This is a genomic window from Buchnera aphidicola (Muscaphis stroyani) (assembly GCF_005080865.1).
Lineage (GTDB): Bacteria > Pseudomonadota > Gammaproteobacteria > Enterobacterales > Enterobacteriaceae > Buchnera > Buchnera aphidicola_AG.
In genome coordinates, this window is record NZ_CP034861.1 from 155,466 (window position 1) to 180,660 (window position 25,195).

The window sequence follows — 25,195 nt, forward strand, 5'->3', positions numbered from 1 at the left end:
TTGTAAAAGTCAATTATTTTTTAGGATCTTTAACTTCCTCGAATTCTGCATCTACAACATTTTCTTCTTGTTTGAAATCAGATTTATTTTTGTTTTTTAAATTATCTTCTGATTTTTTTTGATTAATTTCAGTTAGTTTAGAAGATACTTGTAAAAGAGTTTGTATATTTTTTTGAATTTCAGATTTATCTTCTCCTTTTAACGCTTTTTCTAATGCATCTAAAGCTAACTGAATTTCTATTTTATCTTTTTCTTCGATCAAATTTTTATTTTTATTTAATTGTTTTTTAGTGTTATGAACTAATTGATCGCCTTGGTTTCGTGTTTGAATTAATTCTTCAAATTTTCGATCTGATTCTAAATTAGCTTCAGCATCACTCACCATTTTTTTAATTTCTTCTTCATTTAGTCCAGAAGATGCTTTAATAGTGATTTTTTGTTCTTTTCCTGTTTTTTTATCTTTTGCGGATACGTGTAATATTCCATCAGAATCAATATCGAATGTCACTTCTATTTGAGCAGTTCCTCTAGGAGCAGGTTCAATACCATCCAGGTTAAATTGTCCTAAAGATTTATTATCTGAAGCTTTTTTTCTTTCCCCTTGAAGTATGTGTATAGTAACTGCTGACTGATTATCTTCTGCGGTCGAAAAAACCTGACTGTGTTTAGTGGGAATAGTTGTATTTTTGGTTATGAGTGAAGTCATAATACCTCCCATAGTTTCTATTCCTAGTGACAGTGGAGTTACATCAAGCAACAGTACATCTTTAACATCTCCAGCAAGAACCCCCCCTTGAACAGCAGCGCCTACTGCTACTGCTTCGTCTGGATTAACGTCCTTTCTGGGTTCTTTTCCAAAAAAGTTAGCTACTTTTGATTGAACCATAGGCATTCTTGTTTGCCCGCCTACTAAAATAACATCGTTAATATCTGAAATTGATAATCCTGCATCTTTTAATGCAACTTTTAAAGGCTCGATGGAACGAGTTATCAAATCTTCTACTAAGGATTCTAATTTTGATCGAGTAACTTTTATGTTAAGATGTTTAGGACCATTAGAATCTGCTGTAATGTAAGGAAGATTAACATCTGTTTGTTGTGCAGATGAAAGTTCTATTTTAGCTTTTTCAGATGATTCTTTTAATCGTTGCATAGCTAGTGAATCATTTCTTAAATCTATTCCTTGTTCTTTTTTAAATTCAGTAACTAAATAATTAATTAATCGACTGTCAAAGTCTTCTCCTCCAAGATGAGTATCACCATTAGTAGCTAGAACTTCAAACGTTTTTTCTTTGTCTACATCATCAATTTCTATTATAGAAATGTCAAAAGTTCCACCACCAAGATCATAAACAGCAATGGTTCTATTTCCTTGCCCTTTGTCTAAACCATAAGCAAGAGCAGCTGCTGTTGGTTCATTAATAATTCTTTTAACTTCAAGACCAGCAATTCTTCCAGCATCTTTAGTTGCTTGTCTTTGTGCGTCATTAAAATAAGCTGGTACTGTAATGACAGCTTCCTTAATAGTTTCTCCTAAGTAATCTTCAGCAGTTTTTTTCATTTTTTTTAAAACTTCAGCCGAAATTTGAGGAGGAGCCATTTTTTGTTTTTTTATATCAATCCATGCATCACCGTTTTCAGAGTTTACAATTTGGTAAGGCATAATTTTTATGTCACGCTGAACTTCATTGTCTTTGAATTTACGACCAATTAGTCTTTTTATAGCAAATAATGTATTTTTTGGATTAGTAATAGCTTGACGTTTAGCTGGTTGTCCAACCAAAACTTCTCCTTCTTGTGTGTATGCTATAATTGAAGGTGTTGTACGGTCACCTTCTGCGTTTTCTAGAACTCGAGGTTTATTGCCATCCATAATGGCAACACAAGAGTTGGTTGTTCCCAGATCAATACCAATAATTTTACTCATTTAAATTTCTCCTATTTTAATATCTTGATAAATTAGGGGGGGTTCAACTTTTATGCGGCCATTTTTTTGGCTTTTTATTTAGCTACATAGGATTGTATTGTAATTATCTACAATGTTGAATGATTATTAAATGGGGTCTCTTTTTTCAGTCATCAAGGGCTGAGTGCAAAAAAAATAAAATTTTTTACAAAAGAAAAGGTAATTAAAACGTTTTTTAATTCAAATAATTTTTTATAAATATCTTAATATTTTATTTGAAAATAATTTTTAAAAAAATTTTAATTATATTAAAATGTTATTTTTCTTAAAAAACATGTCTAAATTTTAGATAATAGTATATTTTAAATAATGTATTTTTTATAAATTTTAAAATTTATTAACTTTTTATATAAGTTCTTTTAAATAAAAAATTATTAATTTTAATGAATTAACTTTATTAATGGATTATAAATGTTTAAATATACAAAAGATCTAAACGAATATTTATCTTTTTTTTCTTATATTATTGTTTCTTTAGCATTTTGTTTTTTTATTTTATTTTTGAGTTGGTTTCTAGGAGGAAGGTCTTCATCAAGAAATAAAAATACGCCTTTTGAATCTGGAATTTCATCAGTTGGAGATACATATCTTAACTTTTCTGTAAAATTTTACTTAATTGTAATGTTTTTTGTAATCTTCGATGTTGAAGCATTATATTTATACGCGTGGTCTGTTAGCATTGTTGAATCAGGATGGATTGGTTTCATTGAAGCCTCTATGTTTATAATGTCTCTTTTATGCGCTTTGTTTTACTTATCTCGTGTGAAAGCTTTAGACTGACATTGTTAACACATTTTAATGTTAACCAAAGTTATAAAAATTTTTATTTTCGAAAAGAGAACTAAAAAATATGAATTATACCTTAACAAAAGTAGATCAAAAAAAAAATAATAAAAAATATCCGAAAAATAAAACTGTTTCTCTTGTAGATCCTATTAATCAACATATTAAAAATAATGTCTTTACAGGAAAATTAACTCAGTTATTGCATAAAATTGTAAATTGGGGTCGTAAAAATTCACTTTGGCCTTATAATTTTGGATTATCTTGTTGTTACGTAGAAATGGTAACTGCTTTTACTTCTATTCATGATGTTGCAAGATTTGGATCTGAGGTATTGAGAGCCTCTCCTAGACAAGCTGATGTGATGGTAATAGCTGGAACTCCTTTTATAAAAATGGCCCCAGTTATTCAAAGGTTATACGATCAAATGCTGGAGCCTAAGTGGGTTATTTCTATGGGTTCATGTGCTAATTCTGGAGGTATGTATGATATTTATTCTGTTGTTCAAGGAGTAGATAAATTTTTACCAGTAGATATTTATATTCCAGGATGTCCACCTAGGCCTGAATCATACATTCAAGCTTTAATATTGCTACAAAAGCTTATTAAAGAAGAAAGAAGACCATTGTCTTGGATTGTTGGAGAACAAGGAATATATCATAAGAAAATGCCATCAGAAAAAAATATAAAGAGAAAAAATAGAATTTCAGTTGTTAATCTTCCAATGTAAAATAAATCTTAATTATAAATAGAAAAATTTGTTAATTAATCATAGAAATGTTGAAATGACTTTTATATACCATGATCAATTTTTTAAATCTTTAAAATTAGGTATGCTGATCAATAAATGAGAAATATATGATTAAGTTAAAAAAAGAAGCAGACACTGTTACTAAAAAAAATCAAGATAAACATTTGAAAGATTTTGTAATTGAAAAATTGTTTTGTTTTTTTGGTGAACAAAACTTTACACTTCAATCGACTTGCACTGGTTTCCCAGTAGTATGGATTGATAAGATCTTATTATTAGAGGTTGGAAGATTTTTATACAATTTGTCTAAACCTTATAATGTTCTTTTTGATTTACATGGCGTTGATGAAAGAGTTCGTTTTTATCGAGACAATTTACCAAAAGCAGATTTTTCAGTATTTTATCATTTAATATCAACTGATCGTAATTCTGACATTATGATAAAAGTACCATTGTTAGAAAAAAATTTACATGTTTCGACTTTAGTTAATTTATTTCCAAATGCTAATTGGTACGAACGTGAAACTTGGGAAATGTTTGGGATTATATTTGATGAACATCCTAATTTAATACGAATCATCATGCCCAGTAACTGGAAAGGGCATCCATTAAGAAAAAATTATCTAGCTCGAGCAACTGAATATCAGCCTTTTTTTTTAGATGAAAAAAAAGAAGATATAGAAATGAACGCATTAAAGTTTAAACCTGAGTTATGGGGCATGAAACGTCATAGTGAAAATGTTGATTTCATGTTTTTAAATTTAGGTCCCAATCATCCTTCAGCTCATGGTGCTTTTAGAATTATACTTCAATTAGACGGTGAAAATATTGTCGATTGTGTTCCTGACATTGGATATCATCATCGAGGCGCTGAAAAAATGGCAGAACGTCAATCATGGCACAGTTATATTCCTTATACTGATCGTATTGAATATCTCGGTGGTTGCGTTAATGAAATGCCTTATATATTGGCAGTTGAAAAATTAGCTAAAATTTCTGTTCCAGAAAAAGTAGAAGTGATTCGAGTTATGCTTTCAGAACTTTTTCGAATAAATAGTCATTTGCTATATATTTCTACTTTTATTCAAGATATTGGTTGTATGACACCGGTGTTTTTTGCTTTTACTGATCGTCAAAAAATTTACGATTTAATTGAATCTATTACTGGTGCTCGAATGCATCCTGCTTGGTTTCGAATCGGAGGTTTGGCTCATGATTTACCAAAAAATTGGAATTTTTTGTTAGAAGAATTTTTAAATTGGATGCCGAATAGATTAAAATATTACATAAAATTATCTTTAAAGAATAGTATTTTGATTGGAAGATCCAAAGGTGTTGCTCAATACGATAGAAAAGAAGCATTGCGATGGGGAATTACAGGAGCTGGTCTTCGGGCAACTGGTCTTGATTTTGATGTAAGAAAATGGAGACCTTATTCTGGATATGAAAATTATGATTTTGAAGTTCCAACTGGAACTGGAATAAGCGATTGTTACTCAAGAGTGATGATAAAAGTTGAAGAAATTTATCAAAGTCTTAAAATTTTACATCAGTGTCTTAAAAATATGCCATCGGGTCCTTTTAAAGCTGATCATCCATTGACTACTCCTCCTCCAAAAGAATGCGTTTTACAAGATATTGAAACTATGATTACGCATTTTTTGCAAGTTTCTTGGGGTCCAGTTATGCCTGTTAATGAAAGTTTTCAAATGATTGAAGCTACTAAAGGAATCAATAGTTATTACTTAATTAGCGACGGTGGGACAATGAGCTATCGCACAAGAATACGAACCCCTAGTTTTCCTCATTTACAACAAATACCTGCTGTGATCAGAGGCAGTTCAATATCAGATTTAATTGTATACTTAGGTAGTATTGACTTTGTTATGTCAGACGTGGATAGATAAATATGTTCCAAAAAAAAATCAAAGAAATTTGTACAAAATTTCAATTAACTGATACAGAGATAGTAGAAATAGAAAATCAAAAAAAATACTATGAACACCCTCGAGCAATTGCAATAGAAGCGTTAAAAATCGTTCAAAAAAAACGAGGATGGATTTCTGATCCAGTAATTTACGCTATTTCAAAAATCATTAATATTAATCCAAGCGAACTAGACGGAATAGCAACTTTTTATAGTCAAATTTTTAGGAAACCTGTTGGACGAAATGTTATTCGTTATTGTGATAGCTCAGTATGTTATGTAAATGGATATAAATTAATAAAAATAGCTTTAGAAAAATGCTTAAAGATTAAAATAGGTCAGACAACTAAGGATTATAAATTTACTTTACTTCCCGTTTGTTGTTTAGGAAATTGTGATCAAGGACCTACTATGATGATAAATGAAAAAACGTATTCTAAATTAACTCCAGAATCAATACCTTATTTGCTGGAATTGTATAAATGAATAAAAAATTAAGAACAAATGAAACTCACCCTTTAACCTGGTGGCTAGAAGAAAGTAAAGAAAAGACTATTTGGATTCAAGAATACCTTAATAAAAATGGATATTTAGCTTTTCAAAAAGTGTTAAAGAATATGATTCCATCTGATGTTATTAAAATAATCAAGGAATCAGGTTTAAAAGGAAGAGGAGGAGCTGGCTTTTCTACTGGTTTAAAATGGAGTTTAATGTTTGAAAATAGTAAAAATTTTAAAATTTGTTATTTAATTTGTAATGCAGATGAAATGGAGCCTGGTACTTATAAAGATAAATTACTGATGGAAAAAATTCCTCATCAATTAATTGAAGGAATTTTGATAAGTGCTTTTGCTATGAACATTTCTCGTGGATATATTTTCTTAAGAGGTGAGTACATTCAAGCTGATCAAATTTTAAAAAAATCGATAAAAGAAGCTAAGCATTATGGATATCTTGGTTCTAATATTTTGGGAAGTGCTTTCAATTTTGAATTAATATTACATACTGGAGCTGGTCGTTATATTTGTGGAGAAGAAACGGCTCTAATTAATTCTCTAGAAGGTCGAAGAGCTAATCCTAGATCTAAACCTCCATTTCCATCAACATTTGGTTTATGGGGGAAGCCTACTTGTGTAAATAATGTTGAAACATTATCGAATGTACCAGCTATTTTATTGAATGGAGTGAATTGGTATAAACAATTATCTAAAAATTATGATGCTGGTACAAAATTAATGGGTTTTTCTGGTAAAGTAAACAAACCTGGACTGTGGGAGTTACCTTTTGGTACAAGTGCGCGTGAAGTTTTAGAAAAATATGCCGGTGGCATGCAGTCAGGTTTATCTATAAAAGCTTGGCAACCAGGTGGCGCAGGTACAGATTTTATGACAAAAGAACAATTAGATTTGCCTATGGATTTTACTAGTTTTATAAAAATAGGGAGTCGATTAGGAACCGCTCTTGCTATGGCTGTCGATAGCAAAACTAGTATGATCTCACTTGTTTATAATTTAGAAAAATTTTTTGCTCGTGAATCATGCGGATTGTGTACTCCATGTCGAGATGGACTACCATGGATTTTGAAAATATTAAAATCGCTAAAAAGAAATGAAGGAGCAAAAAATGACATCCCTCTTTTAGAGGATTTATGTGTTCATTTGGGACCAGGAAAAACATTTTGTGCACACGCACCTGGAGCAATAGCTCCATTAAAAAGCGCTTTAAAACATTTCAGATCTGAATTCGAATCTGGAGTTAATATTCAAAAAATAGATCATGAAAAAAAAGTCACGGGCATTCAAAGTAATAATAAAAATTAGCGTTTTTAAAATTATAGATAACGTTCATTTACATCAATTTTTAAATACAATTATTTTAATAAGATCCTTTTTGGAACTGTTTGATTATGGCTAGAATTTACGTAGATAGCAAAGTATACCATGTTAATGAATCAGATAATTTATTACAAGCTTGTTTGTCAGTAGGATTAAATATTCCTTATTTTTGCTGGCACCCTTTGTTGGGCAGTTTAGGAGCATGCAGGCAATGCGCTGTTACTCAATACAATAATGTTGAGGATCAACAAGGTCGATTAATTATGTCTTGCATGACTCCAGTAACGGATGGAAGTATAATTTCGATTCATAGTAACGAGTCTAAATTATTTCGACGCTCTATTATTGAGCTCATGATGACAAATCATCCACATGATTGCCCTATATGTGAAGAAGGCGGGCATTGCCATCTTCAAGATATGACCGTTATGACGCAGCATACAAAACGGAATTATAGATTTAAAAAAAGAATACATAAAAGTCAATATCTAGGTTCTTTTATTAAACATGAAATGAATCGTTGCATCAGCTGTTATCGATGCGTTAGATATTATAAAGATTACTCAGATGGTACAGATTTTGATGTTTATGGAACTAGTAATAATATTTATTTTGGAAGGTTAGAAGACGGCTCTTTAGAGAGCGAGCATTCAGGAAATTTAATTGAAATATGCCCTACTGGAGTTTTTACTGATAAAACCCATTCTGAAAGATACAATAGAAAATGGGACATGCAATATGCACCGAGCGTATGTCAAAATTGTAGTGTTGGTTGCAATTTAAGCATTGGAGAGCGTTATGGTGAAATTAGAAAAGTCGAAAATAGATATCATAAAAATATAAATCATTATTTAATTTGTGATCTTGGTCGATTCGGATATTCTCATACTAATTTAAATATTCGTCCTACTAATCCATTTAAAAAAATTAAAAACCAACTAATCTTACTTAAAATGAATGAAGCGATTGAACTTGGTTCAAATTTTTTTAAAATTCATAAACGTGTTATTGGGATTGGATCTACTAGGTCTAGTATAGAAAATAATTTTTCTTTGCAAGAATTAGTAGGAGAAAATAATTTTTCTAATGGAATGCTTAATAAAGAAAAAAAATGTGTTAAATTAATTTTAGATGCTATTCAATACAGCGGATTATATATTCCGTCTCTTAAAGAAATTGAAAGTTATGATGCAATACTGGTGATTGGTGAAGATTTAACGGAAACATCTGCTCGTATTGCGTTAGCAGTTCGTCAAGCAGTTAAAAGTAAAGCTCAAAATATAGCGGAAGATAAAGGAATACCTAAATGGCATTCTGTTCCCATTTCAAACATTTGTGAACATTTTCGAAATTCTTTGTATCTTTTAAATACTCATGAAACTAAACTAGATAATATTGCTACATGGTGTTATTTTGCTCCAGTTCATGAACAAGTGCGACTGGCATGTGCTATTGCTCATGAATTAGATAAAAAATTACCGAGTGTATTAAATTTAGAAAATTCTTTAAAAATCAAAGCTGTTGAAATTGCTAAAAAATTAATGATTTCAAAAAAATCATTAATAATTTCAGGATCACATTCTTTTAGCTCTTCTATTATAAAAGCATCTATTAATATTGCTATAGCAATTAAAAAAAATCATATAAATCATGTTGGTTTAACTTTATTAACTTCATCTTCTAACGCTTTAGGAGCAGAGTTAATTGGTGGAATGTCTATAGAATCTGCACTAGAAAAATTTAAAAAAAGAGAAGCAGATGGAATAATTATTATGGAAAACGATATATATCGTTCTTTACCAAAGAATTTATGTGATAATCTTTTTAAATATAAAAATGATATTCTATCTATAGATAGTCAATGTACTGAGACATATAAGAAGTCTAGTTTATTTTTTTCAGCTACTAGTTTTGTGGAAAGCTCAGGAACTTTAATAAATTTTGAAGGAAGAGCACAGCGTTTTTTTCAAGTTTATAATCCTTCTTTTTATGATGATCAAAACTGTCTTTTAGACAGTTGGAAATGGCTACATGCTCTAAAATGCAAAATTAATAATTCTTCCATTAATTGGGTTAAACTAGATGACGTAATTAGTGCTTATTCTAAAAAATATCCAATTTTAAAAAAGATAAAAGAAGAAAAATCAGATTCTTTTTTAAGAATTAATGGTCAAAAAATATCTAGATCTCCTAATAGATTAAGCGGGAGAACAGCTTCATATGCCAATATTAGTGTTCATGAACCTTGTCAACCTGAAGATATAAATACTATGTTTTCTTTTTCTATGGAAGGTTACAGCCAACCTAATAAATCTATAAAACATATTCCTTTTACTTGGTTTCCTGAATGGAATTCTCCTCAATCATTAAATAAATTTCAAAAAGAAGTTGGAAGAGATCTAATTTCAGGAGATTCCGGAGTGCATTTATTTAAAAAAAATAATCTGCATGAGAAAAATACTTACTATCATATAATTCCAAAAAATTTTATATTAAAAAAATATTGGTATATAATTCCATATTACCATCTTTTTGGTAATGAAGAAATGACTCAATATTCATCTATTATAAGAGAAAATTCATCTTTAAAATACGCATTAATAAGTAACAAAGATAGAATAAAATTAGGTTTAAAAAGAGATTCTATAGTACATTTTAATTGCTTGAACAAAGATTATTTTTTATCTGTTTGTTTTTCTAAAAATCTAGACGAAAACCAAATAGGTCTTCCTATTGGTCGAAAAGGCTTTCCTTTAATTCTTGCTGGTAAAGAGATTAAATTTTTAAAGGAATATGTAAAATGATTGTTTCTAAAATAAATGAATGTGTAACAGAATTTCATTTTATTAAAACCATATTTATTTTGTTTTTTATTATATTTTTTAGTGCCATCTTAAGTGTAATTGAGCGAAGATTGTTGGCTTTTTTTCAAAATAGACATGGTCCCAATCGAGTTGGTTATTTTGGCAGTTTACAGATATGTGCTGATATGATTAAAATTTTATTTAAAGAAGATTGGGTTCCCTCATTTAGTAAAAAATTTATTTTTGTTTTATCTCCTATTATTGCGTTTATTTCTCTTTTATTTGTAATACCCACTGTTCCTTTTACATCTAAATTTTATATCATTAATTTAAATATAGGGGTATTATTTTTTTTAATGATGGCTGGATTGTCTGTTTATTCTGTCTTATTCGCTGGTTGGTCAAGTAATAATAAATATGCTTTGTTAGGAGCTATTCGAGCTGTTGCTCAAACATTAAGCTATGAAGTATTTTTAGGTTTATCAATTATGGGGGCAGTAGCTAAATCCGGATCGTTTAATATAATAGATATTGTTAACAATCAAAAAGAAATATGGAATATATTTCCTCAATTTTTTGGATTTTTAACATTTTTTATAGCTGGTTTAGCCATTTGTCACAGACATCCTTTTGATCAACCTGAATCTGAGCAGGAATTAGCAGATGGTTATCACATTGAGTATTCCGGTATGAAATTTGGATTTTTTTTTATTGGAGAATACATTTCTATTATCACTGTTTCATTTTTAATTACTTCAATTTTTCTTGGTGGATGGTTAGGCCCTTGGTTGCCTGGGTTTATTTGGTTTAGTATAAAAGCAATATTATGTATTTTTATTTTTATTTTAATTCGAGCATCTCTTCCTAGACCAAAATACAATCAGATGCTATCGTTTGGATGGAAAGTATGTTTGCCGTTGACATTATTAAACTTGCTTTTAACTGCTTTTTTTTTACTACTATCAAAAGCCTAAGGAATATTATTTATGATCATAAAAGAGATAATAATTGGTTTTTGTACTCAAATCAGAAGCATGTGGATGGTTTTTTTAAATATATTTTATAAATCTGAAACTAAAATGTATCCAGAAGAAAAAGTTCATGTATCTTCTCGCTATAGAGGTCGAATTATATTAACTAAAAACGTAAATGGAGATGAGCGCTGTGTAGCTTGTAATTTATGCGCAGCAGTCTGCCCTGTTGATTGTATTGCATTACAAAAATCTGAAAGTAAAAATGGTCGTTGGTATCCAGAATTTTTTAGAATTAATTTTTCTCGTTGTATTTTTTGCGGTTTATGCGAAGAAGCATGCCCAACGGCTGCAATTCAATTAACATCTGATTTTGAGTTATCAGAATTTAAAAGAGAAGATTTGATTTATGAAAAAGAAGATTTGTTAATTTCTGGTCCAGGAAAATATCCTGATTATGATTTTTACAACCATTCTGGAGTTGTAATTCAAAATAAAAAAGAGTCAATTTATTTAGATGCTAAAAATAAACCTATTGACGTTAAGGACTTGTTACCATAAGGAGTTTTTATGGAATTTTGTTTTTACACATTCGGAATTTTGTCGATAATTTCCACTATTTTTGTAGTTTTTCAAAAAAATATAGTACCTGCATTGGTGTATTTAATTATTTCATTTTTGTCAATATCAGCAGTTTTTTTTACGATTGGTGCTTTTTTTGCTGGAGCGCTTCAAATTATTATTTATGCTGGAGCTATTATGGTTTTATTTGTTTTCTTTATTATGATGCTTAATCTTAGTGATAAAGATGCATCAAAAGAAAAAAAATATTTAAACTCTACGTTTTGGATTGGTCCAAGCATTTTGTCAATAATCTTGCTTTGTTCAATGACATACGCATTATCTTTTTTCCAAAATAAAAATATAGATGCGTGTTTAATTACTGCAAAATCAGTTGGAAAAAATTTGTTTGGTCCTTATGCGCTTTTAGTTGAGCTTTTTTCTATGCTTTTATTATCATCTTTAATCGTAGTGTTTCACATTGGAAAAAAATAAATTTTTAAAAAATTTTTTAGTACATAGTCATGTTAAAAAGGGTAATAAATGATTTCTCTATTTCATGGTTTATTTTTATCATTAATACTTTTTCTGATAGGTTTAACGTCTTTCATATTAAGACGTAACATATTGTTTATATTGATTAGTTTAGAAATAATGATGAATGCTGTTGGTTTATCTTTTATAGTTGTTGGTAGTTACTGGAAAGAAGCAGATGGTCAAATAATGTATATATTTACTATTACTCTTGCAGCAGCAGAAGCGAGTATAGCTCTGGCTTTATTAATTCAATTTTATAAACGTTATAAAAAATTAAATATTGATAATTTAAGAGAGATGAATGGATGAACATTATTTTTCTTTTAGTATTATCTCCATTAATTAGTTTTTTGTTTTTATCTTTTAAAAACAATATAATATCCAAAAAAAACACATCAATTGTGGGCTGCGTCTCTATTTTTATTTCACTAATAATCACTATTTTTTATTGTTTTCAATCTATATGCAATCCTAATCAGATATCTATACAGAAATTATGGAATTTAGTATCTATAGATAATATAAATATTAGTGTTGGTTTTATCATAGATGATTTATCTTTAATAATGTTGAGTTTAATTACAGGTGTTGGATTTTTTATACACATCTTTTCTATTTGGTATATGAGACATAAAGATGGCTATTCTCGATTTTTTGCGTGTACGAATTTATTTATAGCAAGTATGTTAGTTCTTGTTCTTTCAGATAATTTTTTATTAATGTATGTCGGATGGGAAGGAATTAGCATATGTTCTTATCTATTAATCAACTTTTATTACGACGAAATTAAAAATAACAATTGCGCATTTAAGGCTTTTGTTTTAACTCGTATTTCTGATATATTTTTGATGATTTCATTTTTTTTAATATACCAAAAATATGGGACTTTTAATTTCCAAGAAATTCATGCTTTTACAAACATTGTAAATATAAAAAATTTTTATGATTTAAATTTATTAACTTTACTTTTGTTTATAGGGGTAATTGGTAAATCAGCTCAGTTTCCTTTACAAAGTTGGCTTTCTGATGCCATGGTTGGCCCAACTCCAATATCAGCGCTTATACATGCAGCAACTATGGTTATTGCAGGTGTTTATTTAATAGAAAGAACTTATTTTTTATTTTTACTAACTCCGGATGTGCTATATTTAATAAGTGTAATTGGGACATTAACAATATTGATTTCTAGTTTGTCTGCTTTAGTTCAATCAGATGTGAAGCGTATTTTAGCATATTCCACTATGAGTCAGATTGGTTATATGTTTTTGGCACTAGGAGTAGAAGCTTGGATTCCTGCAATTATGCACTTAATTACACATGCGATTTTTAAAGCTCTTTTGTTTTTATCTGCCGGTTCTTTAATTTCATCTTGTCACGGTGAAAAAAATATCTTTAAGATGGGTGGTTTACGTAAAAAGTTACCTTTTCTATATGTTAACTTTTTAGTAGGCGGAGGGTCTTTAATCTCTTTCCCTTTAATTACATCAGGTTTTTACAGTAAAGGTAGTATTTTATTTAGCGTTTTTAAAAGCGGTCATATCAATCTTTTTTTAATAGGTTTATTTTGTTCTTTTTTAACAGTTATATATACATTAAGAATGATTTTTTTAATCTTTCATGGTAAAAGAAATATTCAAGATCCGATTACTTTTAAAGCATTAACACATCATTTACCCATGTGTATTTTTTTATTTTTTTCCACTGCGATTGGATTTTTTTTACTTCCTTCTTTGTCCTCTATTTTCCCAGTATCAAAATTTTTAATGAATGGAAAACTTGCATTTGAAATAATGTCTAGTTTGTTAACTATTTTAGGAGTATTTATTTCTTATCACTTATGGGTTCAAAAACCTTACTGGAGTAAAAAAATAATTAATTTGAAATTAATTAAAAAAATATCTTTTTTTTGGATGAAAGGATGGGGTTTTGATTATTTTTATAATTTGTTTTTTGTGAATTTTTATTTAAAATGTTCTAAATTATTATATCATGATCCTTTAAATTTAGTTGTTGATTACAATAAAAAAATAACACAATTAATCAATTATTATTTATTAAAGTTAATTAATGGCTATGTCCGATGGTATGCGGCATCGATGGTTTTGGGTATTAATTTAATTTTTGTATTAATTTTGTTTTTTTATTAGTTGTTATAGATAATTTTGTATACCAATCAACTATTAATTATTTATTTAAAACGTATTAAATAATAGGAACAAACCTGTAATGTTGCTTTCTCTATTAATTATCATTCCATTTTTAAGTGGAGTTTTTTCTTTTTTTTCTTATAGATTTGGAGCTAATATACCTCGTTGGATATCTTTAATAGGAGTTGGATCAACTTTATTAATCATATTAAAAATGTGTTTAAAAAATAGAATTTTTCAAGCACAAAAATATCCTTTTTGGAATGATCAATTAATTATTCCTTGGATACCAAGATTCGGAATTGATTTTAATATTGCAATCGATGGTTTTTCTCTGGTTATGCTTGTTTTTTCTTTGTTTTTAGGATTTGTATCTATTTTATGCGCATGGAATGAAATCAAAAGAAATGAAGGTTTGTTTTATTTAAATCTCATGTTTCTTTTAACTGGTGCCGTTGGTGTTTTTATTGCTATTGATTTATTTTTATTTTTTTTCTTTTGGGAAATGATGCTAATTCCTACTTATTTTTTAATTATGCTATGGGGGAAAAAAAAAGATAATAAAAAAAATCATATTTATTCTGCTAATAAGTTTTTTTTATATTCTCAATTATCTGGTTTAATAATGTTAATTTCTATTTTAGGATTAGTTTTTTTGAATTATCAAAATACTAATATTTTAACTTTTAATTATAATTTCTTGTTAAATCAAACAATAGATGAAAAAACAGAGTATATTTTAATGTTAGGATTTTTTTTAGCATTCGCTATAAAAATGCCAATAGTTCCTTTTCATGGATGGTTACCAGATGCTCATTCTGCATCTCCAGTATGCGGATCAGTAGATTTAGCTGGTATTTTGTTAAAAACAGCTCCTTATTCTCTATTGCGTTATAATTTCACACTTTTTCCAAATTCTACATCTCATTTTGTTCCAGTAGCAATGTTTTTAGGGATTTTTAGTCTTTTTTATGGAGCTTGGCTTGCATTTTCTCAAACAAATATAAAACGTTTTATAGCTTATTCATCTATTTCTCATATGGGATTAACTTTAATTGCTATTTACAGTGCTAACAAAATTGCTCTTGGAGGAGCAGTGATTCAAATGCTTTCTAACAGTGTATCTGCTTCTGCTCTTTGTATTTTATCTGGTCAATTGTATAATAGATTAGAAACGCAAGATATGAGAAAAATGAGAGGTTTATGGACATATATGTATTGGATTCCAGGATTTATTTTGTTTTTTTCTTTATCAAATTTAGGAATACCTGGAACAGGAAATTTTATTGGTGAATTTTTAATTTTGTTTGGTGTGTTTCAATCATTTCCTGAAATATCAGTTTTGTCAACTTTAGTAATTATTTTTTCATCCATTTATTCATTAAAAATGATTCAAACAATTTGTTATGGTCAGTCGCAGAGAAAATTTTCGATGTTTTTTTTGAGTAAATACGAATTTTTTATAATTTTATTATTAGTTTTAATTTTAATTTTTTTTGGTATTAATTCAAATCAAATTTTAGAAATTTCATGTTTTTCTATAAATAATCTTTATAAAAAATTTACAGAATCTGTTTTAACGATGAGGTTGTAATTAGTAATGATAATGAATTTACAACAATTAACAGCATTTCTGCCTTTTTTGATTTTGATTCTGATGATAATGACAGTAATGTTGTCGATTTGTTATAATCGAAACCATACTTTAATTGCTTTATTAAGCATATCAGGTTTAATATTTTCATTTTTTTCGCTGTATTTTATGATGCTAATTGTTCCTATAGATATTTCTAATTTATTTCACATTGATAAATACTCTATTTTTTATGTTGGGATGATTATAATATCCAGTGTTTTTACTTGTATTTTTGCATATCCTTGGTTAACAAAATATTCGTTTAATAAAGAAGAGTTTTATTTATTAGTACTACTTGCTACTTTAGGATCAATAGGTTTAATTATTTCAAATCATATGGCATCAATGTTTGTAAACATGGAACTTATGTTTTTCCCATTTTTTGGATTAATTGCTTATTCTAACTATCAAAAATATTCTTTAGAAGCATCGTTCAAGTACATTATTTTATCCAGTGTTTCGTCTGTTTTTTTACTGCTTGGTATTTCATGGATTTATGCTATTTCTTCTGATCTAAATTTTTATTCTATAAATAGAATTTTAATGTTTTTATCAAATGATAATGAACAGTTAGTGATTTTATTTGGTGCCTTTATGGTATTATCAGCCCTCTGTTTTAAGCTATCTATCGTACCGTTTCATATATGGACAGCTGATATTTATCAAGGTACTCCTGTATCAGTTTTAGTTTTTTTTTCTAGTGTAGGAAAAATTTCAGTTTTTATTGCGCTTCTTCATTTTTTGTATTTTTTACCTATCCAAATTTACAATAAAATATATTTTATATTATTATTAATGACTTTTTTATCTATTTTATTTGGAAATATAATGTCTCTTTTCCAAAATAATATTAAAAGATTATTTGGATATTTATCAATATCTCAATTAGGGTATGTGTTTATAGTAGCATTGGCATTTCGAAACAATTATTTGTTCTCTTTAGAAACGTTAGGAATTTATTTATTTAGTTATTTATTAAGTAATATATCTTTTTTTGGTATTGTAAATATAATTTCTAGTTTAAATAAAAAAAATGATACTGATTTTATTTCTTCATATCAAGGGTTATTTTGGACTCAACCATTTTTATCAGTAATGATGACAATTTCGCTGCTTTCTTTAGCGGGAATTCCTATGACTCTTGGCTTTATCGGTAAATTTTATATATTTTTAATTATTATTCAAGAAAATTTATGGTTTTTAGGAGGGTCTTTTATAATTGGAACTATGTTAAGTCTTTATTGTTACTTAAGAGTAATTATTAATTTGTACATGAATCCATTAAATCTATCTGAAAAAAATAAAGATTTATTTGATTCGAAATTACATTATCCTTCTAAAATAGTTGTTTCTTTTTGTTCAATAACGTTGCTAATATTAGGTTTATATCCAACTTCATTAATCAATTCAGTGAGAGTATTTTTGTATTTTTGATTTTTATAGTATTTATGTTCATTTAAACAATAATTTAGATATTAAAAAATTAATAAAAAATAAAAATAGGTAAACAAAATATGAATAATAATGGTTATTCCTTGTCTATGTGGCTAAAATATTTAGAAAAATTAAAAAAAAAATTGTATTTGATCTTTCTGATTTAAAATTAGTTGCTAAAAGATTAGATTTATTAAATTTAAGATCTTTTGTGTTTACTGTAGGAGGTACTAATGGAAAAGGAACCACTTGTGCAATGCTAGAAAATTTACTTTTAAATGCAGGTTATACAGTAGGATTATATACCTCACCTCATCTTTTGAATTTTTTAGAACGCGTAAAGATTAATGGTTGTTTTGTAAGTGAAGAAGAGCATGTTTCTTCTTTTATATCTGTAGAATCAGCTCGACGTACAGTATTATTAACTTATTTTGAATTTATAACACTTTCAGCTTTTCTGATATTTCAAAAAAAAAAATTAGACGTAATCATATTAGAGGTTGGATTAGGTGGTAGATTGGATGCCACTAACATTGTAGATTCAAATCTTTCTATAATTACAAATATAGCAATAGAGCATACTGATGTTTTGGGAAAAGATCGTTCAAGTATTGCATGTGAAAAGTCTGGAATTTTTAGAAAAGAAAAAATTTCTGTAATAGGAGAAAACAATCTACCTGATTCTATTTATGAAATGGCAGAGAAGAAACAAGCAATATTAAAAATAATTAATTTAGATTGGTTTTGGAAAAAAACATCTAATTCTTGGAATTTTATTCATCCATACATTAAATTATTTTGTTTACCATTAACTCAAATACCATTATGCAATGCATCTGTAGCTTTAGCATCTTTCTTTTATGCTGGATTTAGAATTAATGAAACTCTTTTAAGGAACTCTATTGATAAAGTTTTATTACCTGGTAGATTTCAAAAAATTTCTTGTTCTCCTCAAATCATTATTGATGTTGCTCATAATCCAAGTGCTTCTCTGTATCTTTCTAAAAAAATAAATCAATTAAAAATACAAGGTAAATTATATGCAATATTAGGAATGTTAAATGATAAAGATATTTTGGGTATTATTAATCCGTTGAAAAGAAAAGTTGATTTTTGGTATGCTGCTCCTTTGAAACACATGCGTACTGCTAATATAAAAAAATTAAAAAAATTTTTACCCATTCATAAAACTATTTTTTTAAATAGTATTCACGAGTCTTGGAAAACTGTTCAGAAAATTGTTAATAAGAAAGATATAATTTTAGTTTTTGGCTCTTTCTTTACAGTTTCAGAATTTATTCTTGCTAAAAGTTTAGAAAATTAAATAAAAATTAAACGAATGATATTATTCATGGCATTAAAAAATATTTTTTGGAATTTTTTATGTTGTTAGTTGATTATATTATTATATTAATTATTTTTTTCTCTTTTTTTTTTGGTTTATTGCGCGGATTTCATCGTGAATTAAATTCTGCTATTTTTTGGTGTTTTAATTTTTACTTTTTTGATAATTATTATTATTTTTTATTTTTTTATTCGCATATTTTTAAAAAAAATTGTTTAGAAAATGATATTTTAATAGCAACTTTAATCATTATTTTTTTTTTGCAATTAAAAAATTTTTTAATTTTCTTTTAAAAATTTTTATTTTAAAAATTAAATTGTCTCGTTTTAATTTGATCTTAGGAGGAGGTATTGGAATTTTACGTGGCTTATTTTTATCATATCTTTTCTTAATTATATTTTCCTATTTTAATTATAAAAAATATACTTTTTATATAAAAAACTCTATTTTTTTTTCTACTTTTTTACATTTAATAAATTATTGGATAGATTGTTCTTAATTTTTATAGCAAGTACTTTCTTTAAAGTAATTAAAAAACTAAGCACATTCTATATTAGAATTTACACTAGTAATAGTGTGCTTAGAATGAAAATTGAAATAAACATTCTTTTTTTCATTTAATGCTCAAACATAGCGGAAATAGATTCTTCATTGCTTATTCTTCTAATTGCTTCTGCAAGCATTCCTGATAGAGTAAGAGTTCGTACATTTGAAAGAGATTCAATTTTTTCTGATAATGGAATAGTATCACATACTACTACTTCATCAATAACTGAATTTTTCAAATTTATTGGTGCTTTTCCAGAAAAAATAGGATGAGTGGCATAAGCAAATACTCTTTTAGCTCCTCTTTCTTTAAGAGCTTCAGCGGCTTTGCAAAGGGTACCTCCTGTATCTATCATATCATCAACTAAAATGCAATCACGATTAGCTACATCACCAATAATATTCATAATTTGAGAAACATTAGCACGAGGTCTTCTTTTGTCAATAATAGCCATGTCAGTATCGTATAAAAGTTTAGCAATAGCTCTTGCTCTAACTACTCCCCCTATATCTGGAGATACAACAATGGGATTTTTTAGTTCTCTTTGAAGCATATCTTCTAAAAGAATTAAACTTCCGAATACGTTGTCAACGGGAACATCAAAAAAACCTTGAATTTGTTCTGCGTGAAGATCTACTGTTAACACTCGATCTACTCCAATACTAGACAAAAAATCAGCAACTACTTTAGCAGTTATAGGCACTCGTGAAGATCTAACTCTTCGATCTTGACGCGCGTATCCAAAGTACGGTATCACTGCAGTAATTCTTCCAGCAGATGCTCTTCTTAATGCATCAACCATAACAACAAGTTCCATAATGTTATCGTTTGTTGGAAAACATGTGGATTGAATAATAAAAACATCACTTCCTCGAACATTTTCATTAATTTGAACACTAACTTCACCATCACTAAAGCGACCTACAGCTGCACTTCCTAAACTAATATACAACCTATTAGCAATAAACTTTGCTAATTTTGGAATAGAGTTTCCAGCAAATAATTTCATATCTGTCATAAAAAACCTTATTTTTTATTTTTACACCTTGATTCAAAAAATTTAATTTTTGTTATTAGTATAATACTAAATTTTTTTTTGATTTACATCTCTCGTAAAGATATTATTTTATTTTTAAGAAATTGATGATCTGGCGAGATATCGATGCTTTTTGCTATAAATCCTTTCATATTTTTTGGTATTAAAGATAAAATTTTTTGTGCAGATTTTTTATTATTGAATTGAGAAAAAACACAAGATCCTGTTCCGGTAAGGCGTGATGGTGCGTATTGAGAAAGCATTTCAATTAAATTTTTAATCTTGATGAATTTTTTTTTAATTATGTGTTCAAAATCATTACTAAATGAACTTTTTAACAACATTTTAATAGGTTTTTTTTTTTATTCTTAATAGTGGATTTGAAAAAATATTTCTTGTTAAGATTGGAATATTAGGATATACAACTAGATACCATTTTTTTTGGCTTTTAATTGGATACAATACATCACCTATTCCTTCAGCAAGTGCTGTATGTCCCATAATAAAAAAGGGAATATCTGCTCCAACTTTCACTCCTAATGAAGATAATTCTTTCAATGTCAATTGTACATTCCATAATTTGTTTAAGACGATAAGTGTTGTTGCTGCATTAGAAGATCCTCCTCCTAATCCACTACCTATTGGTAATCTTTTTTTCAAAAAAATTTTAACTCCGTAATTTAAAGCATGTTTTTTTTTTAAAATAAGAGCTTGTTTTTTTAATAACGCAGCAGCTCTAAAAATGATATTATCAACATTTAAAAATATTTTTTTTTCATTAAAAATCTGAATAAAACCTGTTTGATTAGGTATAATTTTTAATGTATCTCCATAATCAAGTAATTGAAGAAAAGTTTGTATGTAATGGTATCCATCTGAACGAATGCCTGTTACGTAGAGAAACAAATTAATTTTTGCAGGAGAAAACCATGTAGTATTTATCATTTTAATATTAGTATAAATTGAAAATTTTTTATTATAAATAATTTATTATAATTATAATATAAAATTAAAAAATTATATTACTACAATAATTTAAATTTTCCAAATTTAATATTTTTTAACAGTGAATAAAATACATGTTATTAATGTCAAGTCAAAAATGTTTTTTAAAATAAATGCTATTATATAGGATAATGAATGAATAACTCTATGTTAAATAAATTAAAGTCTTTACATAATCGTTATAAAGAAATTGAAGTTATGCTTTCCGATAAGAATATAATATCAAATTATAAAAAGTTTAAAGATTTATCAAAAGAACACTTAAAACTTTCTGAACTCATGCAATATTTTTCGGAATGGGAAAAATTAGAAATTGATATTAAAAATATTTACTCTTTATTAGAAGATGAGGAGATGTACAGTATAGCTAAAAAGGAGTTATATTTAGTTAAATCAAAAAAAAGAATTTTAGAAGAAAAAATTAAAGTATTATTGTTACCAAAAGATCTTGAAGATGAAAACAGTTGTTTAATTGAAATTAGATCAGCTACAGGTGGTGATGAATCTTCAATTTTTGCTGGTGATTTATTTAAAATGTATACACGATATGTTGAATTTTGTATGTGGAAATTAGAAATATTGAGTATTAGTGAAGGAGAAAAAGGAGGATTTAAAGAAATAATAGTAAAAATTACAGGAAAAGGTGCATGTGGTCGATTTAAATTTGAATCAGGAGGTCATCGAGTGCAACGTGTTCCAGAAACAGAATCTCAAGGCAGAATTCACACTTCAACATGCACTGTTGCTGTTATGCCATTTAGACCTCAAATGGAAAAAGAAGAGATCAATTTATCTGATTTAAAAATTGATACTTTTCGGTCTTCAGGGGCCGGAGGTCAACATGTAAATACAACTGATTCTGCTATTCGCATCACTCATATTCCAAGTGGAAATGTAGTTGAGTGTCAAGACGAGCGATCTCAGCACAAAAACAAAGCGAAGGCTTTATCTATTTTGTCTGCTCGAGTTCATTCGGAAAAAATGAAAAAAAACCATAAAGAAAATTCTTCTATGAGGCGTCTTTTATTAGGAAGTGGAGAGAGGTCTGATAGAAATAGAACATACAATTTCCCTCAAAATCGTGTTACCGATCACAGAATTAATTTAACTATATACAGATTGGATGAAATACTTCAAGGCAAATTAGATTTGCTCATACAACCTATAACTCAGGAGTATCAAGCAGATTTACTAGCTTCTTTATCTGAATAAAATTATGAATATTCGAGAATGGTTAAATCAAACTGCTTCAAAGTTTTATTTTATTAAAAATTTTCAAAATGAATCTGAAATTCTGTTAAGTCATGTTTTAAAAAAAAATCGAATTTGGATTATTGTTAATGATGATTTTGAATTAGATAAAAGAGTAATAAAATATTTAGATGACCTCATTTTTAGAAGATCACTTGGTGAGCCTATAGCTTATTTAACTGGAAAAAAAGAATTTTGGTCTTTGTCTTTAAGCGTTTCATGTGATACTCTTATTCCAAGGCCTGATACTGAAATTTTAGTGGAACAAGTATTATCTAAAATTAATAAAAATTGTTTAAATATTCTTGATTTAGGAACCGGTTGTGGAGCTATCGCTTTAGCTCTGGCCAGTGTTTGTTCTACCTTAAATATTGTTGGTGTTGATAAATCAAAAAAAGCTATTCAAATAGCTAAGTTAAACGCTTTTAAGTTGAATTTAAAACACGTTTCTTTTTTTTATAGCGATTGGTTTTCAAATATAAAAAAAAAGTTTCATATTATTATCAGTAATCCTCCATATATTAGTTTTAAAGAAATTAAATTACTAAAAAAAGATATTTTTTTTGAACCACATAAAGCGCTTTTTTCCAGTAATAATGGACTTTCAGATATTGAATTTATTATAAAAAAATCTTGTAATTATTTATTAAAAGAAGGTTGGTTGTTAATAGAGCATGGATGGACACAAAAATTACATGTACAGCATTTTTTTAAAAAATATAATTTTATTGATATTCAATCGTATAAAGATTATGGAGGTAATGATCGTGTTACTGCTGGAAAAATAAATAATAAATAACAACTTTTTCTGTTTTTGAATTTAATTTTTTACAAAATTAAAACAAAAAAATAATTTTTCAAAAATGTAAAGTCATATTTGGTACAAAATGTATCATCAAATAATTTTTTATATAATTTTTTATTTTTAATCATTTAAAACATGACTATAGCTAATAATATGAAATCGCTTTCCAGTATTAATTTTTCTAAATTATCTCTTTTTGACTCAATTATTGCAACTTCTCGCGCTATTCGAAAAGATTTTCCAACAGATGTAGTTTTGTCTAAATTACATAATAAAATTCAAGAAGCTAAGTCTTATGTTTCTTTAGAAATTGAACCTAATGAAAAGTTAAAAAAATTATTAGAATTATTCTATAAACGTTGGAATTTTGGAGGAGCTAGTGGTATATATAAATTATCAGATGTGCTATGGATCGATAACGTACTAAATACTCATCAAGGTACTGCTGTTTCATTGGGAATTTTGCTGTTACATATTGCTCAAGAATTAAAATTACCGTTAAATCCGGTAATATTTCCTACGCAATTAATTTTGAGAGCTGATTGGACAAATAAGAAAAAATGGTTAATTAATCCTTTTAATGGAGATATTTTAGATAAACATACATTAGAAGTGTGGTTGAAAGGAAATATCAGTCCAACGTCAGAATTATATGAGAACGATTTATATAAAGCTGAATCAATAACTGTTATCCGAAAAATGTTAGAAATATTAAAATCAGCATTAATGGAAGAAAAAAAAATGGAATTAGCACTAAATGCTATTAATTTATTACTTCAAATAGACCCTAATGATCCTTATGAAATTAGAGATAGAGGTTTAGTATATGCTCAATTAGAATGTAATCATGTTGCTTTAACTGATCTGATTTATTTCGTTGAACACTGTCCTGAAGATCCAATTAGTGAAATAATTAAAGTTCAAATCCATGCTATGGAACAAAAAAAAATGGTGTTACATTAATTAAGAAAATGTTGTTTTTATTGAGTCACAGGTTTTTTTCTTTTATGTTTTGTTTGTAAGTATAATTTTTCAATTCTTTTTTTACTTAAATCGTTTATTTTTTTTCCTTCTAAATAATCATCAATTTCGTTATATGTTACACCTAAAACAGATTCATCTGGTTTTTGAGGGTGTTTGTCTTCTAAATCAGCAGTAGGATTTTTTAAATATAAATGTGGAGGACACTTTAAAAATTTTAATAATAATCGACCTTGTCTTTTATTCAATCTTGAAATGGGATTTATATCTGTTGCATTATCTCCATATTTTGTAAAAAATCCAGTAACTAACTCTGCTGCATGACCGCTTCCTACAACTATTCCTTTTTTTACAGCTGCGATGCTGTACTGAACCTTCATTCTTTCTCTAGATTTTTCATTTCCTTTAATGTAATCTGAAATCTCTATTCCTGCTATTTTTAAAGATTTTTCACTATTTAATACTGCATTTTTAATGTTGACATAAATAATTTGATCTGGTTTGATAAAATTAATAGAATCTTTACAATCTTCTTCATCATGTTGATTACCATATGGCATTCTTATAGCTAGAAACTGATATTTTTTATTTTTTGTTTCTTTTCTAAGTTCTTTGGCGGCTATTTGACATAATTTTCCAGTTAAAGTTGAATCTTGACCCCCGCTAATCCCAAGTATTAAGGATTTTAAATACCAATGATTTAAAAGATATTTTTTTAAAAAATTAACACACTTTCTAATTTCTATTGATGGAGTAATTATTGACTTTACTTTCATTAATCGAATAATTTTATTTTGAAGTGTCATTTTGATAACCTTTAAGATTCTTAACAGTATTTTAACAAAAAATATAATTTTAAATATAAAATTATTT

Annotated in this window: 23 protein-coding genes; 18 read left to right on the forward strand and 5 right to left on the reverse strand. The window is 27.5% G+C overall.

The genetic code is table 11. From position 1 onward, the window contains the following. Positions 1-13: 13 nt before the first annotated feature. Positions 14-1,927: a molecular chaperone DnaK gene (gene dnaK, locus D9V75_RS00725; protein ID WP_158343307.1), complete on the reverse strand. Its 1,914-nt coding sequence runs from the start codon at positions 1,925-1,927 to the stop codon at positions 14-16. Positions 1,928-2,377: 450 nt separating this feature from the next. Here dnaK and ndhC point away from each other — a divergent pair, with 450 nt between their 5' ends. The 15 genes from ndhC to D9V75_RS00805 all read left to right on the forward strand — a co-directional run bounded on the left by ndhC (position 2,378) and on the right by D9V75_RS00805 (position 19,196). Continuing rightward, positions 2,378-2,746: an NADH-quinone oxidoreductase subunit A gene (gene ndhC, locus D9V75_RS00730; RefSeq protein ID WP_158343310.1), complete on the forward strand. Its 369-nt coding sequence runs from the start codon at positions 2,378-2,380 to the stop codon at positions 2,744-2,746. A 70-nt stretch (positions 2,747-2,816) separates the two neighbouring features. Continuing rightward, on the forward strand, positions 2,817-3,479 hold the full coding sequence (locus tag D9V75_RS00735) for a NuoB/complex I 20 kDa subunit family protein (protein ID WP_158343312.1): 663 nt from the start codon (positions 2,817-2,819) through the stop codon (positions 3,477-3,479). 128 nt (positions 3,480-3,607) lie between these two features. Next, complete coding sequence (nuoC, locus tag D9V75_RS00740; RefSeq protein ID WP_158343314.1) at positions 3,608-5,407, forward strand: NADH-quinone oxidoreductase subunit C/D; 1,800 nt, start codon at positions 3,608-3,610, stop codon at positions 5,405-5,407. Positions 5,408-5,409: 2 nt separating this feature from the next. Beyond that, positions 5,410-5,913 carry an NADH-quinone oxidoreductase subunit NuoE gene (gene nuoE / locus D9V75_RS00745; RefSeq protein ID WP_261979434.1) on the forward strand — a complete coding sequence of 168 codons (504 nt, stop codon included), beginning with the start codon at positions 5,410-5,412 and terminating at the stop codon, positions 5,911-5,913. Beyond that, complete coding sequence (gene nuoF / locus D9V75_RS00750) at positions 5,910-7,247, forward strand: NADH-quinone oxidoreductase subunit NuoF (RefSeq protein WP_158343315.1); 1,338 nt, start codon at positions 5,910-5,912, stop codon at positions 7,245-7,247. Before nuoE ends, nuoF begins: the two co-directional genes overlap by 4 nt. An 86-nt stretch (positions 7,248-7,333) precedes the next feature. Continuing rightward, positions 7,334-10,066 (forward strand): NADH-quinone oxidoreductase subunit NuoG, encoded by a 2,733-nt coding sequence (gene nuoG / locus D9V75_RS00755; protein ID WP_158343317.1) that lies wholly within the window; start codon positions 7,334-7,336, stop codon positions 10,064-10,066. Next, complete coding sequence (gene nuoH, locus D9V75_RS00760; protein ID WP_158343319.1) at positions 10,063-11,040, forward strand: NADH-quinone oxidoreductase subunit NuoH; 978 nt, start codon at positions 10,063-10,065, stop codon at positions 11,038-11,040. Before nuoG ends, nuoH begins: the two co-directional genes overlap by 4 nt. A 12-nt stretch (positions 11,041-11,052) precedes the next feature. Continuing rightward, positions 11,053-11,598 (forward strand): NADH-quinone oxidoreductase subunit NuoI, encoded by a 546-nt coding sequence (gene nuoI / locus D9V75_RS00765; RefSeq protein WP_158343321.1) that lies wholly within the window; start codon positions 11,053-11,055, stop codon positions 11,596-11,598. A 9-nt stretch (positions 11,599-11,607) separates the two neighbouring features. Next, a complete protein-coding gene (gene nuoJ / locus D9V75_RS00770; RefSeq protein ID WP_158343323.1) occupies positions 11,608-12,093 on the forward strand; it encodes an NADH-quinone oxidoreductase subunit J in 486 nt (161 codons plus the stop codon). Between the two features lie 48 nt (positions 12,094-12,141). Beyond that, entirely contained in the window at positions 12,142-12,444 is a 303-nt protein-coding gene (gene nuoK / locus D9V75_RS00775; RefSeq protein ID WP_158343325.1) for an NADH-quinone oxidoreductase subunit NuoK, read from the forward strand. Next, entirely contained in the window at positions 12,441-14,282 is a 1,842-nt protein-coding gene (gene nuoL, locus D9V75_RS00780; protein WP_158343327.1) for an NADH-quinone oxidoreductase subunit L, read from the forward strand. The genes nuoK and nuoL overlap by 4 nt, the downstream gene beginning before the upstream one ends. Positions 14,283-14,361: 79 nt before the next feature. Continuing rightward, a complete protein-coding gene (gene nuoM / locus D9V75_RS00785) occupies positions 14,362-15,876 on the forward strand; it encodes an NADH-quinone oxidoreductase subunit M (RefSeq protein ID WP_158343329.1) in 1,515 nt (504 codons plus the stop codon). A gap of 6 nt (positions 15,877-15,882) precedes the next feature. Further along, positions 15,883-17,352, forward strand: coding sequence for an NADH-quinone oxidoreductase subunit N (locus tag D9V75_RS00790; protein WP_158343331.1), 1,470 nt, complete (start codon positions 15,883-15,885; stop codon positions 17,350-17,352). Between the two features lie 109 nt (positions 17,353-17,461). Further along, on the forward strand, positions 17,462-18,676 hold the full coding sequence (gene folC / locus D9V75_RS00795; RefSeq protein WP_261979435.1) for a bifunctional tetrahydrofolate synthase/dihydrofolate synthase: 1,215 nt from the start codon (positions 17,462-17,464) through the stop codon (positions 18,674-18,676). A 286-nt stretch (positions 18,677-18,962) separates the two neighbouring features. Next, positions 18,963-19,196, forward strand: a complete 234-nt coding sequence (locus D9V75_RS00805; protein ID WP_158344043.1) for a CvpA family protein — start codon at positions 18,963-18,965, stop codon at positions 19,194-19,196. Positions 19,197-19,314: 118 nt separating this feature from the next. Here the strand turns inward: D9V75_RS00805 and D9V75_RS00810 are convergent, their stop codons facing one another. The 3 genes from D9V75_RS00810 to ispE all read right to left on the reverse strand — a co-directional run bounded on the left by D9V75_RS00810 (position 19,315) and on the right by ispE (position 21,225). Further along, on the reverse strand, positions 19,315-20,262 hold the full coding sequence (locus tag D9V75_RS00810) for a ribose-phosphate pyrophosphokinase (protein ID WP_158343335.1): 948 nt from the start codon (positions 20,260-20,262) through the stop codon (positions 19,315-19,317). Positions 20,263-20,345: 83 nt separating this feature from the next. Further along, positions 20,346-20,624, reverse strand: a complete 279-nt coding sequence (locus tag D9V75_RS03035) for a hypothetical protein (protein WP_261979437.1) — start codon at positions 20,622-20,624, stop codon at positions 20,346-20,348. A 1-nt stretch (position 20,625) separates the two neighbouring features. After that, positions 20,626-21,225: a 4-(cytidine 5'-diphospho)-2-C-methyl-D-erythritol kinase gene (gene ispE / locus D9V75_RS00815; RefSeq protein WP_261979438.1), complete on the reverse strand. Its 600-nt coding sequence runs from the start codon at positions 21,223-21,225 to the stop codon at positions 20,626-20,628. 195 nt (positions 21,226-21,420) lie between these two features. Here ispE and prfA point away from each other — a divergent pair, with 195 nt between their 5' ends. The 3 genes from prfA to sirB1 all read left to right on the forward strand — a co-directional run bounded on the left by prfA (position 21,421) and on the right by sirB1 (position 24,304). Further along, positions 21,421-22,497 (forward strand): peptide chain release factor 1, encoded by a 1,077-nt coding sequence (gene prfA / locus D9V75_RS00820; protein WP_158343337.1) that lies wholly within the window; start codon positions 21,421-21,423, stop codon positions 22,495-22,497. A 4-nt stretch (positions 22,498-22,501) separates the two neighbouring features. Beyond that, a complete protein-coding gene (gene prmC, locus D9V75_RS00825; RefSeq protein ID WP_158343339.1) occupies positions 22,502-23,335 on the forward strand; it encodes a peptide chain release factor N(5)-glutamine methyltransferase in 834 nt (277 codons plus the stop codon). 159 nt (positions 23,336-23,494) lie between these two features. Further along, entirely contained in the window at positions 23,495-24,304 is an 810-nt protein-coding gene (sirB1, locus tag D9V75_RS00830) for an invasion regulator SirB1 (protein ID WP_158344045.1), read from the forward strand. Positions 24,305-24,321: 17 nt separating this feature from the next. Here sirB1 and nadE read toward each other — a convergent pair whose 3' ends face one another. Beyond that, a complete protein-coding gene (gene nadE, locus D9V75_RS00835; protein ID WP_158343342.1) occupies positions 24,322-25,128 on the reverse strand; it encodes an ammonia-dependent NAD(+) synthetase in 807 nt (268 codons plus the stop codon). Between the last annotated feature and the right edge of the window lie 67 nt (positions 25,129-25,195).

Excerpts from the sequence above, each read along its gene's own strand:
- dnaK (WP_158343307.1), bottom strand. The coding sequence starts at position 1,927 with ATGAGTAAAATTATTGGTATTGATCTGGGAACAACCAACTCTTGTGTT.
- nuoJ (WP_158343323.1), top strand. The coding sequence starts at position 11,608 with ATGGAATTTTGTTTTTACACATTCGGAATTTTGTCGATAATTTCCACT.
- prfA (WP_158343337.1), top strand. The coding sequence starts at position 21,421 with ATGAATAACTCTATGTTAAATAAATTAAAGTCTTTACATAATCGTTAT.
- ndhC (WP_158343310.1), top strand. The coding sequence starts at position 2,378 with ATGTTTAAATATACAAAAGATCTAAACGAATATTTATCTTTTTTTTCT.
- prmC (WP_158343339.1), top strand. The coding sequence starts at position 22,502 with ATGAATATTCGAGAATGGTTAAATCAAACTGCTTCAAAGTTTTATTTT.
- nuoK (WP_158343325.1), top strand. The coding sequence starts at position 12,142 with ATGATTTCTCTATTTCATGGTTTATTTTTATCATTAATACTTTTTCTG.
- nuoG (WP_158343317.1), top strand. The coding sequence starts at position 7,334 with ATGGCTAGAATTTACGTAGATAGCAAAGTATACCATGTTAATGAATCA.
- nuoL (WP_158343327.1), top strand. The coding sequence starts at position 12,441 with ATGAACATTATTTTTCTTTTAGTATTATCTCCATTAATTAGTTTTTTG.
- nuoH (WP_158343319.1), top strand. The coding sequence starts at position 10,063 with ATGATTGTTTCTAAAATAAATGAATGTGTAACAGAATTTCATTTTATT.
- nuoF (WP_158343315.1), top strand. The coding sequence starts at position 5,910 with ATGAATAAAAAATTAAGAACAAATGAAACTCACCCTTTAACCTGGTGG.
- nuoC (WP_158343314.1), top strand. The coding sequence starts at position 3,608 with ATGATTAAGTTAAAAAAAGAAGCAGACACTGTTACTAAAAAAAATCAA.
- nuoI (WP_158343321.1), top strand. The coding sequence starts at position 11,053 with ATGATCATAAAAGAGATAATAATTGGTTTTTGTACTCAAATCAGAAGC.
- D9V75_RS00735 (WP_158343312.1), top strand. The coding sequence starts at position 2,817 with ATGAATTATACCTTAACAAAAGTAGATCAAAAAAAAAATAATAAAAAA.
- nadE (WP_158343342.1), bottom strand. The coding sequence starts at position 25,128 with ATGACACTTCAAAATAAAATTATTCGATTAATGAAAGTAAAGTCAATA.
- nuoM (WP_158343329.1), top strand. The coding sequence starts at position 14,362 with ATGTTGCTTTCTCTATTAATTATCATTCCATTTTTAAGTGGAGTTTTT.
- ispE (WP_261979438.1), bottom strand. The coding sequence starts at position 21,225 with ATGATAAATACTACATGGTTTTCTCCTGCAAAAATTAATTTGTTTCTC.
- D9V75_RS03035 (WP_261979437.1), bottom strand. The coding sequence starts at position 20,624 with ATGTTGTTAAAAAGTTCATTTAGTAATGATTTTGAACACATAATTAAA.
- D9V75_RS00790 (WP_158343331.1), top strand. The coding sequence starts at position 15,883 with ATGATAATGAATTTACAACAATTAACAGCATTTCTGCCTTTTTTGATT.
- D9V75_RS00810 (WP_158343335.1), bottom strand. The coding sequence starts at position 20,262 with ATGACAGATATGAAATTATTTGCTGGAAACTCTATTCCAAAATTAGCA.
- sirB1 (WP_158344045.1), top strand. The coding sequence starts at position 23,495 with ATGAAATCGCTTTCCAGTATTAATTTTTCTAAATTATCTCTTTTTGAC.
- nuoE (WP_261979434.1), top strand. The coding sequence starts at position 5,410 with ATGTTCCAAAAAAAAATCAAAGAAATTTGTACAAAATTTCAATTAACT.